The following is an 11,146-nucleotide window of genomic DNA, read 5'->3' on the forward strand; positions in this document are numbered from 1 at the left end:
AAAGGTAAATTTCATATAGTAGAAAAGGCCCTATTTAGCATTTTATTATGTGCATTTTAGAAAGAATCGGTATTATATAGAAGCATCAGTGACACCCTTGTACCATTGAACGTGATAGAGCTGATCATAAACGCGACCTGTTCCTAAAGTGTGTACCTACCAAGAGGGGCAAGGATCGTGATGAATGGCCTATGGCGATGTGTTCCGAAGGTGCAGACATTAAGTACATAAGTCCAAAGGATAATCGTGGAGCAGAATCGTGGGTCGGTCACAAGCTGGACGACTATGCTAACGGAACAAAAGTTGAATTTATCGTTAAATAGTAAAAAGCCCGGCCGACCTATTAAGGTTAGCTGGGCTTAGTAGACACTAAGTATAGCAAAATTGAATTCATAAAGTGTCTCGGATATAACTCCAAAGATACTCCCCTGCTTGAGGTTGGTTAGTTAATGTCTGATGGGTACTGACCGGTAGTACCCCAAGCTTCGCCTTCAACTCTGTTACCGCCAGCTCGGAATTGAATTACGTATTCCCCTGATGGCATCCCGTTAGGGTATGAATTAAGACTAGTCCACGTTAATGTATCACCTCTGCCAACAGTTTTATTAAGGTATTCCCTCCCGTTACCCTGCAAGCTCCACGAAATTGTGTTGCTTCCTGTATTCTTCACTTTAATCTTTACATGTCCATAACCTTTTTTGACAGTAAACTCCATCGTCGGACTTGTCCCGCCAAGAACCTCATGTACTTCTTGACCAGTTGACTGGATAACTATACCTCCATGCCTCTTTGATAATTCAACCCCCATAACTGGTGTGGCGGAAGCAGCCAGCGGAGCTACTGCCGTAAGAGCCAATAGACCTGTAAGAATGATTGCTGTGTTTTTAAGCTTCATCAAAAACCGTCCTCCCGAATGGTATAATTTGTACTACTGACCAATCATAGCACATAAAAAGGAATAAAATGTACATTTTCATTAACAAAATGGTAAAAAAATTAATATTCGAAAATATATAATTCTTTTAAGTATTGCATGACAAATATTTCAAAACTTATTGACAACTGTTAAATTATGAACAACAATAGAATGCAATAATATATAAGTTTTGGAATTTCTGTATGAAGGGTGGATATGACATGAAGCATACACCTACGATTAGAGCAGAATTAGACAGATACCTACAACAAGAAGGTTTGAGCATGACGGAGTTTGGACATATAGCAGGCATGAATAGGGGAGTGGTAAGCGCCATTGTTTCAGGGAATAAGTCTATGTCTGTTAACCAGCTTGACTTAATCACTGAGGCTATGGGTTTACCAGAAGGTCACTTTTATGATCTATTTATAGAAAACTACATCATCGACCATCCACCCAATATGAGGCGAATCGAACCGTTTTTGTTTCGTTGTGCGGAGTTGGACAAGTTGGATGCGATCCGTCGAGTGGTGGGAGCCATCATGGACAATCTACTTTATTCACCCAAGCTATTTGAAATTGCAGAGGAATTATTGGTACAGGGACGACATAAGGCTGCATTGCTGCTCTATGAAGGGGTAGCTGAAGCGGAGAGATATCAACATTCTGAACGTTTGGCAGTCTGCCAATATCGTATATTCACGATTCAGATTGGGGACGATCAAAGCCAAAATGTTAGGGTAGCAGCCGTTTTTGAGGCTTTTGTCGAACGCTTAGATGAAATAGAACAGCTTGACGCGCTGAAGGATTTAGCTAACGTGTACAGGTCTTTGCGTAAATGGGACAAGGTAGACGAAATGGCAAGGCAAATGAGAGCTAAAGCTGTAATCCAATACTCGTTTGTCCATAACGAGCAACACAAAGATGGAACGCTAGAAAAGAAAACAAGAGGACCGTTATTTGGATACATTGCTTATGCTGATCTATTGTGTGCCAGTGTTTGTGAAGCCCGGGGCGATTATCAGCAAGCTTTACAATATACATATGCCTATGCTGATTTAGACTGGGTTAAAGAGGACGACGAGGATACTAAGCACTGGATGAACTTGTTCAGTCAGTGGGCAGAAGGTAATACTTACGTATATAAGCTTTTATCTGGAGATATAAATGTACTGCATGATTATGTTGAATATATTGTAGCGACATCAGAGACTAACGAAAATGAAAAGATATCAAAACTGCTTAATGTTATAATTGCCGCAAACCAATATAGCATAGATGTAGACGATATACTAAAACGATTTGAAACCTTATCGGGACTTTTTCACAACAACTATCATCAGATGATATGTACACCAGACAAGTGATACCGGATTATATCGCGTGGTTTGGTTATGAGTTAGGTTTTTATTTTTTACATCGAGGGAAGTACATTGATGGCTTTAAATATTTGATGAATGCAATGGTAAAGTCACATATAATAAATAATGAAACTTACTTTATAAACTGCATGGGGTTGTTTGTTCGTTTTCAAGCCCATGCGGTTCCTGAAACTAAAGCTGAGTATTTCAATCTTATTGAAAGGGTGTGGGAAAACAATGTTCAAAAAAGTGGTACTTCTAATCATTGCGGCTAGCTTTTTGTTGATTGTTACTGTGCCGGATCAAGCCTTTAACCATCACCATAGTATTCAGCCTAACGTTACCATTGGAGGATTTTAAAGCTAAAGCTCTGCTAACCTTATGGTTGGTAGAGCTTTCTTTAGTGCAGGAATTACCACACATACGGCAGAATAACTATCTGAGGTGATCAGTATGAACCATACATATAAAATGTTAAAGCCGGGTATAGAACTATTTACAGCTGCATTAGGATAGTAAGAGTATATGTAGTACAGCCGTTGGGAGAGGGTTTGATAAATATTGTGGACTACGGTGGAGAAGTTTACACTGGAGTCGGTTAAGATTAATGGATTGTGTTTCTTTCGTAATAGTTTGAATTTAGAGTAGAAGTGAAAGGACCTACCAGATTGTAGATGGTGTCACTTTAAGGTAGAGCATATCAAAAATAGGAGGGGAAAATGATGAAAAAAAGAATATTTCAGTTCTTGATTTTATCTTTATCTATAGCAACTACGGTAGGTGCAGTTCCAGCTTCACCCAGTAAAACTAGTGGAAACAATATAATTTCTCAAAGATCGGGTGGAAGCGCAACTGTAAAAGAAGCCTTTAGTGTCCCTAAAGGATGGGGGCATGTTAAACTTTGTATGAAGAATCACTCTGATCATCCAGTAAGAGTAAGTTTAACTCACAGCGGTTCAAACAAACTATATATTGAAAGTTTAATAATCGTTCCTCACGACACAGTGACTTGGAAATCTACAGACCAAGGTTTTAGCGACGGATTGCGTTCTGGAGACTACATACTTCAGTGGAGAGGCAGCGATTATAAAGTTGACGGAGAAACATGGGGAGTAGCTGATTCACAGCCTGGAAACCTCTAAATTACTCTAGGAATACAACTTGTCCTTCTGGCCATTTGATGCGGAAAGTTAAATATGTGTTTGTTCAAGCCAGCAAGTGAATTAATCCCCTTAATTGGTGGGAGAGCTTTTTTCGTTAATCAATTTGAATTTAGAGCAAATGTGAGAAAGGATTCCGCTGGTATGTAACCAGTATGGAGTCCTTTGTTATTATTGTGCTTATCAATGGCAAAGAATGAAGGGCCTCTACCTGCATCTTTAGCGTCATACCAAGCGATGAAGGCGTTCAATTCTTTTTTACTCAAATCGAATTCTTTATCAAATCCATTATCCATTGTTACAGTCAAAATAGCGCGATCACCAGTTGGTTGCGATGATCTATCTGTATCCGATGATCCAGGTGTTGTAGACGGATCGGGCTTTGTTGATGGATCAGGTGTTGTGTTTAAATACTATGAAGGTATCGTATGATAAAAGAAATCGCAAGAGGATTAATTGTATTTTTAAAAGAGTGGAAGCAAGTGTATAAAAGGTTTTCAGGTGGTGCAGGTCCACGGTGGTTCCGACCTTTTACACCAACATAGGTTGAGACAAGGAAGGCAATCGATCTTAGATATGAAAAGGAGAAACATTCACACCCTTGACTTTCCCCTGCACGGGAAACTGTATACTCCCATTATGTTATAGATTGGAGATGATATTTTGTTTAAAATCAGTGAGTTTTCCAGGCTAAGCAAGGTCTCTTTAAAAACTCTTCGCTATTATGACCAGATTGGCATACTGAAGCCGAGAAAGGTGGATCGCGATACTGGCTACCGTTTCTATTCCGCAGATCAGCTTCTTGAGCTCAACCGAATCCTATTCTATAAGGAATTGGGTTTCACTTTGCCACAAATTACACAGTTGCTCCACGAAGATATTACATTGGAGAATATTCAAGGGATGTTTAAGCTGAAAAGAAGCGAAATCCAGCAAATCATCGATACGGAACAAGCCAAACTTGTCAGGATTGAGGAACGTATGCAGCTTATAGAAAAAGAGGGGCAAGTCGAAACAGGGCAAGAAATCAGAGTCAAAGCAGAAGGTGCCAGGCAGTTTCTTTTTCAGAAAGCATGCGGGAGAGAAGAGGACATTCCAGACCTGTTTCGTAAATTTAATCAGTTATTAACAAAGGAAATTCGCCAGTTGACTCAAGGTCCGCAGGTTGTTTTGTGGAAAGAAATAGACGGAAAAGAGGATGAGTTCGAGTTTGAAGTCGGTTACTTTTTAACCTGTGAGTTGCTATTATCTCCAGACCCATTTCGGCTACGGACTCTTCCTCCTGAGCCGATGATGGCCACAATGGCTTTTCGTTCAAATTCTAACTTTGCTTGTACAGCCTGTGTCCATTTAGCTACGTGGATTGAGAAAAATAACTATCAGATCAAGGAAAACGAATCTGGTAGGGAAATATATTTACCATTATCTCCAGAACAAGATGCACAATTCATGGAAATACAAATTCCAATTATAAATAAATAACTGGAGAAGGAGTGGAGTGAATTGAAAAATAAACTGATCATCTATGTCCTGGCACTGGCTGTTTTTCTGATCGGAACCATTGAATACATTATCACAGGAGTCATTGAAATGATTGCTATGGACTTAGGAGTATCTACTTCCGAAGCTGGGTTACTGGTGACTGTGTTTGCTCTCGCAGCAGCTATTATCGCTCCGATTTTGATTGCATTAACGATAAATGCAGATCGCAAGAAGCTACTGATGGCCACCCTTAGTGTGTTTATTGCCAGCAACGGACTTATGTTTGTAGATCTTGCTTACGAAACAGTACTATGGGTACGAATGATTCAAGGAGCTAGCGGAGGAATTACTACGGTGGTAGCCATGGCAGTAGCGACACGACTCGTTGAAAAAGAAAAAAGGGGGAATGCCATCGGTATCATTTTGATGGGGCTTAGCAGTTCGCTAGTGCTCGGGGTTCCCATTGGCACATTTTTTAGTGAGATGTTTGGATGGAGAGTTCTATTTATTTTAATCGGTTTGTTAAGTGTTCTTCCTTTACTTATCATCTATAAAAAGGTGCCGGCAATCAAAGAAAAAGAAAAGGTTACCCTCAGAATGCAGCTCTCCATTTTAAGGAATTCAACAATTCTGACTGCTTTGGTTATTACTTTACTTTATATCGGCGGCTATTCTACACTGTTCACCTATATTACGCCTTTCTTGCAAGCCACATCCTCTCTTTCCATAACCGAAATTAGCGGTGTTCTATTCCTGGCGGGAATTTGCAGCTTTGTTGGATCAAGAGTGGGCGGACAATTGGCAGATGCAAAAGGATCGAAATTTACAATTTGTTTCGGACTCCTGTTACAAGGGGCGACTCTTCTTTTATTCGCTCTAGCGGGTGTCAATATCTTGGTATTAATCTTGGTTTTAATGATTTTTATGTTAGCAACGTGGAGTATTTCCCCCGCCCAGCAACTATATCTAGTTACTCTAGCGCCTCGAAATCCGGACATTACCCTTAGCGTAAATACTTCGTTCATCCAATTTGGTTTTGCACTGGGATCTGGATTAGGCGGGATTGTCATTAGTCGTATATCTGTCCTGTTTTTGAATTGGCTGGGTTTTGCCGCTGTAAGCATTGCTTTACTTCTTGCCATCTTACTATTTAAAAAAATGAGCAGTAGGACTGGAACTCCTATTGTTACTAAATAAATATGAAATGGACTGACTAGGGTGAAACTAAATTTATATTCCGCCTTCTTCAAGTGAGCCCATCATGTATTCCACATCTCTTAGAGTGAGCAATGATGCTTCTAATCTCCACTCTAAGGGGTGTATCTTTATTTACTGTGTGAAAGAATTGCACGAAGATTAGTAGTTATCCCGATGCAATTTGCGGTAATTTGAAAGAGATAGATCATAAAAAGATGCAAACTGTTTTGAAAAAAAAATTAGAGGACTGGAAACCCACATCAAGTGGAATTTCAGTGATGGGGCGAAAAGTATATTGCAGAAGTTTTCCAGATTGTTGCTTAAATAGATGGGGAATTCTTGAAAGGGAAAGGCGGACTCCACGAGCCAAATCCTTGATTTGGTAATCCTCAGTGTACTGTTCTACAAGGATATCGAGTACTTCTTGAATACGGGCATCCAGTATTCTTTTTTTTACTATTTAGCCTAGATACTAATAAAATATTCTCTTCCAAAGTGCTTAGAGTAAGTTCGTTCCTTAGCGAAGCCAATGTATCTAAACAGTAGGAAAGTATCGCCAATGGCATGTGTGCAGAAGGTGACGCAGGTGCTGATGGAACTAAAGTAAGGTTTATCGTGAAATAAAAACAAGGACTCAACCAGTATAGCACTGGCATGAGTTTTTTTTAATACCCAATAAAAAAAAAAATATGCAAAAATATAGAACATATTTATAGATAAGCAAGTTTATGTTTAGACACATTTCCTCAATTAAATTATTCTTAGTTCTATTAAACATATTGGAGGATTATTTAATGAAGAAAGCATGTATAACAATTCTATTTTTAGTTCTTTTATCGCTTCCCTTGTCAAATGTCTTTGCAGCTGAAGTAGAGTATTCAGAAAATTTAATTCCCAAAATGACATCTAACACTTTGCCATCTGGAGTAGCTAGTGCGAGCAATGAATTTTCATACGTATATAGATCTTTTGACGGAGATTTTGCTACTATCTCTAGTGCTTGGGGATCTAATGAAACTACTGCATGGTTAAGATATGACTTTCTTAAACCTGAAGTTATTGAACAATACGTTATATATCCACAGACAACGGCAACCGACCGAGCTCCTAAAGATTGGACTTTTGAAGGCTCAAATGATGGGATTACTTGGAACGTGCTAGACACTCAATCAAATATCACTGAATGGGTAGATAGCACTCCAAAAAAATTCACTTTTTCTAACTCTAATTCATACAAGGACTATAGAATTAATATTACAGCGAACAATGGAAGTCAGTATATAACTCTTGGCGAATTAGAGATGATGTCTAAAGTATCAAGTTCCACTCCTAACCCAGGAACAGAGGAACCGACTCCAAACGGGGACCGTGCAATCCTTGTTGTCACCATGACAACTGGCTTGGAGAAAGAATTCGATTTGAGTATGCAAGAGGTCAATGACTTTATTGCATGGTACGAAGGCAAACAAGCTGGTTCTGGATCAGCATCCTATGCAATCAATAAACATGATAACAATAAAGGTCCATTCAGTAGCCGTAAGGACTACATGTTGTATGATCGTATCCTAATGTTTGAAGTAAGTGAATACTCTAAATAAATTAAAAGCTCTGCCGACCCATTAAGGTTAGCAGAGCTTTTTAATGTTATCACTTCATTGCACTGGTTTGGCGGTAATCTCTATATATCTCCGTTAGTCCCAAGACTTCTTCCATTGTCAGGTTATTACGAAGGTGATTCAGCGCTTCGGCGATATACAATGCTACCACTATTTGCTTTTGTTCATCAGTTCGTGGCCGTTCCTCTTGTAATTTGTCTTGTATGTTCCTGCGATGTATTTCTAGGAATCTTTCTAAATTCATAATCATCGCTCCTTTTTTGTTAAGCTGGATGGTTTTCGTTTTAGCCTATTCAAATAGTAAACCATGATCACGGAATTCAAATGTCTGGACTTTGTGACCAGGTAGTAATTCTGTTTCCTTGTAGAAAACTTCAAACTCAATTAGCAGGCAATCAGTGAATTTATCAAAAGTACATATGACCAGGAGAAGATCTTCTATTAATATTCACAAAATAGTCCAATCGGATTATACTTGACGCGACGGATACAGAGCAACCCCGACAGCATCGATGACACCCTATGGCTCAAGCGAGTGAGTGTTTTTTGCGTTTGGGGAAGTATACATATATGTCTAGCAGGAGGGAATATGAATAGGCGAATGGAATGAAGTAAACTGAAATTATATTCGAGACAGACATGCTATAATTGAATCCAATCAAGTATTAAAGTCCAGCATTAAGGAGAGATATTTTGGAGCAAATTAGAGGAATTGAAATTGTTGAAATGACATTCGATAACAAGGATGATTACGAATGCAAAGATCAACCTTTTATGGTCATAGGGAGACTTATCCCCAAACTAGAAAATGGCATATGGAGTTATCATGAAGAACTTTATGAGCAACCTTATGAGTCAAAATACCCGGAACACGAAGATCTTGATGAATATATTAATAGCAATGACAGTATTGCTTTCTTATACTATTCCGGAAGGAAATGCTTGGGACATATAAGACTGGGGACAGTAGAGGAAACTAAATTTGCTTCTATTGACAGGCTTATTGTATTAGAAAGTAGCAGAGGAAAAGGAATTGGAACTGCCTTGTTAAACAAGGCAAGAGAGTGGGCATTACAAAAAGGAATGCAGGGATTTACGCTTGAGACGCAGGATATTAATTTACTCGCTTGCCGATTTTATTTGAAAAATGGGTTTGATATTGGAGCAGTGGACACTATGCTTTATTCAAACTCAAAATACAAAGATGAAAATGCGGTATTTTTCTATTCAAAATTCTAATGCATCATGATAATTTAATGTATTGTATTTACAGAATCCCGTTATGCAATCCGAAAGTATCGGTGAAACCCTACTAGCCAAAGCCAGTGGGGTATTTTTACGTTTATAGTTGGTGGAATGCTATTATTTGAGACATGCGATGAGTTTTTTATTTCATTTCATGCGAAAAATTGAATGTTTATATTAGTCGAATAATATATTGACATATGGTTAATTATGGTGAAAAATGAAGTATGTTTTTAAAAAATATGGAATATTCAAGCGAAGGGTGGCTATGGCATGAAGCATACACCTACGATTCGGGCGGAATTAGACAGATACCTGCAACAAGAAGGTTTGAGCATAGCGCAATTTGGGCATATCGCAGGCATTAATAGGGGAATAGTAAGTGCCATTGTGACAGGTAATAAGTCTATGTCTGTTAATCAGCTTGACCTAATGACTGAGGCTATGGGTTTAACAGCGGGCTGCTTTTACGACTTATTTATAGAAAACTACATCATCGACACGTCCCCGAATATGAGACGAATCGAGCCATTTTTGTATCGTTGTGCAGAGTTGGACAAGTTGGGTGCGATCCGTCGAGTAGTGGGAACCATCATGGACAATCTACTCTACTCGCCCAAACTTTTTGACATTGCGGAGGAATTATTGGCACAGGGACGACATGCGGCTGCACTGCTGCTCTATGAGAGTGTAGCTGAAGCGGAGAAATACCAACATTCTGAGCGTTTGGCAGTTTGCCAATATCGTATTTTCACGATTCAAATTGGTGAGGACCAAAACCGTAATCTAAGAGCAGCCATACTATTTGAACCTTATATTGAGCGTCTGGACGAAATAGAGCAGCTTGACGCATTGAAGGATTTGGCAAACGTGTACAGGTCTTTACGTAAATGGGACAAGGTTGAGGAAATGGCACGGCAAATGAGAGGGAAAGCGGAAGTTCAATATTCCATAAAACATCAGGCAAAACGAAATTCTCAAGAGCTTGAAAAGGAGACAAAGGGCCCACTATTTGGATATATTGCTTACGCCGATTTGTTGTGTGCAAGTGTTTGTGAAGCCCAAGGCGATTATCAACAAGCTCTACAATATACATACGCCTATGCGGAATTAGACTGGGTCAAAGAGACTGACGAAGATACTCAATACTGGGTAAACTTGTTCAGTCAGTGGGCAGAAGGTAATACGTATGTAAATATGCTTCTGTCTGGAGATGTTAGTGTGCTACCGGCCTATGTTGAATATATAGCAGCCACATCAACCAATAATGAAAATGAGAAGCTCTCAAAGCTGTTGAACGTTATGATAGCGGCTAACCGATATGGAATAGATGTGAATGATGTCATTTCTCGTTTTGAAGCGGAGATTCATTCGTTTTCTGAACAGCCCACATCTGATGATATGTATACTCAACAAGTAATGCCAGACTATTTCGCGTGGTTTGGTTACGAAATTGCTCATTATTATTTACAGCGAGGAAACTACAATGATGGCTTCAAACAATTGATGTATGCAATGCTAAAGTCACATATAATAAATAATGAAACTTACTTTATAAATTGTATGGGCCTGTTTGTGCGTTTTCAAGTCCATGCGACTCCTGAAGTCAAAATGGAGTTTCACAATCTTATTGAAAAGGTGTGGTTAAGTAATGTTGAAAAGAATGGCATTGTTAATCGTTGCGAGTAGCTTTTTGTTTTTTATAACCGTACCCGCTCACAATCATGATCAGCTTGTTCAGACCTTTGTACAAATAGGTGGATTCTAAAGTAAAAGAAAGCTCTGCTAACCTTAATGGGTCGGTAGAGCTTTAACTGTTCACGCCTCTTATAGTGTATCAAGGTAGTCTTTCTGGAATTTGATAAAATCTTGCACACTATCGTGATAGGTAAATCTACCGCCATTTTTATTAATAATCCAGTTGATCTTCTCGTCATTTAACAAGACTCCATACATGCAATGATGAAGCAGTTCAATTTGCTTTTCATCCCTAATTCGGATCAAGTGTTTTTCTTGTTCGTCAATCAGATACCATTTCGTTTCTGTTTCATCTACATCTGCATCCACATACAGTATTGATACCGATAAGGGGAACGGCCAGTCAAACCAATGTTCTCGCTTGTCTTCTCCATAACCTTCAAATGCCATGGTTATTTCCTCCTACTTGGA

At 39.0% G+C, this 11,146-nt stretch carries 10 protein-coding genes and 3 pseudogenes; 9 read left to right on the plus strand and 4 right to left on the minus strand.

All coding sequences use genetic code 11. From position 1 onward, the window contains the following. Positions 1-98: 98 nt before the first annotated feature. Positions 99-323, plus strand: a pseudogene (locus tag C400_RS26265) (NucA/NucB deoxyribonuclease domain-containing protein); the annotation flags it as partial. Positions 324-442: 119 nt separating this feature from the next. On the opposite strand, the gene C400_RS0116830 reads toward C400_RS26265, so the two are convergent. After that, a complete protein-coding gene (locus C400_RS0116830; RefSeq protein ID WP_017427683.1) occupies positions 443-895 on the minus strand; it encodes a hypothetical protein in 453 nt (150 codons plus the stop codon). A gap of 242 nt (positions 896-1,137) precedes the next feature. Between C400_RS0116830 and C400_RS0116835 the strand changes: the two are divergent. The 3 genes and pseudogenes from C400_RS0116835 to C400_RS0116840 all read left to right on the plus strand — a co-directional run bounded on the left by C400_RS0116835 (position 1,138) and on the right by C400_RS0116840 (position 3,419). Then, positions 1,138-2,552: pseudogene (locus C400_RS0116835) on the plus strand (transcriptional regulator). Further along, positions 2,515-2,637 (plus strand): hypothetical protein, encoded by a 123-nt coding sequence (locus tag C400_RS28455; protein ID WP_017427684.1) that lies wholly within the window; start codon positions 2,515-2,517, stop codon positions 2,635-2,637. The pseudogene C400_RS0116835 and the gene C400_RS28455 overlap by 38 nt, the downstream one beginning before the upstream one ends. 359 nt (positions 2,638-2,996) lie before the next feature. Continuing rightward, positions 2,997-3,419, plus strand: a complete 423-nt coding sequence (locus C400_RS0116840; RefSeq protein ID WP_044788171.1) for a hypothetical protein — start codon at positions 2,997-2,999, stop codon at positions 3,417-3,419. A 119-nt stretch (positions 3,420-3,538) separates the two neighbouring features. Here the strand turns inward: C400_RS0116840 and C400_RS27985 are convergent. Continuing rightward, positions 3,539-3,844: pseudogene (locus C400_RS27985) on the minus strand (SPRY domain-containing protein); the annotation flags it as partial. A gap of 256 nt (positions 3,845-4,100) precedes the next feature. Between C400_RS27985 and C400_RS0116850 the strand changes: the two are divergent. The 3 genes from C400_RS0116850 (at position 4,101) to C400_RS0116860 (ending at position 7,714) form a co-directional block, all read left to right on the plus strand. After that, positions 4,101-4,919: a MerR family transcriptional regulator gene (locus C400_RS0116850; protein ID WP_017427687.1), complete on the plus strand. Its 819-nt coding sequence runs from the start codon at positions 4,101-4,103 to the stop codon at positions 4,917-4,919. 21 nt (positions 4,920-4,940) lie between these two features. Next, positions 4,941-6,116 carry an MFS transporter gene (locus C400_RS0116855; protein WP_017427688.1) on the plus strand — a complete coding sequence of 392 codons (1,176 nt, stop codon included), beginning with the start codon at positions 4,941-4,943 and terminating at the stop codon, positions 6,114-6,116. A 794-nt stretch (positions 6,117-6,910) separates the two neighbouring features. Beyond that, positions 6,911-7,714 (plus strand): discoidin domain-containing protein, encoded by an 804-nt coding sequence (locus C400_RS0116860; RefSeq protein WP_017427689.1) that lies wholly within the window; start codon positions 6,911-6,913, stop codon positions 7,712-7,714. 49 nt (positions 7,715-7,763) lie between these two features. Here the strand turns inward: C400_RS0116860 and C400_RS0116865 are convergent, their stop codons facing one another. Continuing rightward, complete coding sequence (locus C400_RS0116865) at positions 7,764-7,976, minus strand: hypothetical protein (RefSeq protein ID WP_017427690.1); 213 nt, start codon at positions 7,974-7,976, stop codon at positions 7,764-7,766. A 449-nt stretch (positions 7,977-8,425) separates the two neighbouring features. Between C400_RS0116865 and C400_RS0116870 the strand changes: the two genes are divergently transcribed. Together C400_RS0116870 and C400_RS0116875 are read left to right on the plus strand one after the other, a co-directional pair. Next, complete coding sequence (locus tag C400_RS0116870) at positions 8,426-8,971, plus strand: GNAT family N-acetyltransferase (RefSeq protein ID WP_017427691.1); 546 nt, start codon at positions 8,426-8,428, stop codon at positions 8,969-8,971. 279 nt (positions 8,972-9,250) lie between these two features. Then, a complete protein-coding gene (locus C400_RS0116875; RefSeq protein WP_017427692.1) occupies positions 9,251-10,666 on the plus strand; it encodes a helix-turn-helix domain-containing protein in 1,416 nt (471 codons plus the stop codon). Between the two features lie 138 nt (positions 10,667-10,804). On the opposite strand, the gene C400_RS0116880 is transcribed toward C400_RS0116875, so the two are convergent. Further along, on the minus strand, positions 10,805-11,125 hold the full coding sequence (locus C400_RS0116880) for a hypothetical protein (protein ID WP_016821966.1): 321 nt from the start codon (positions 11,123-11,125) through the stop codon (positions 10,805-10,807). Positions 11,126-11,146 lie beyond the last annotated feature (21 nt).

This window comes from Paenibacillus sp. ICGEB2008 (assembly GCF_000307675.1).
GTDB classification, from domain to species: domain Bacteria; phylum Bacillota; class Bacilli; order Paenibacillales; family Paenibacillaceae; genus Paenibacillus; species Paenibacillus polymyxa.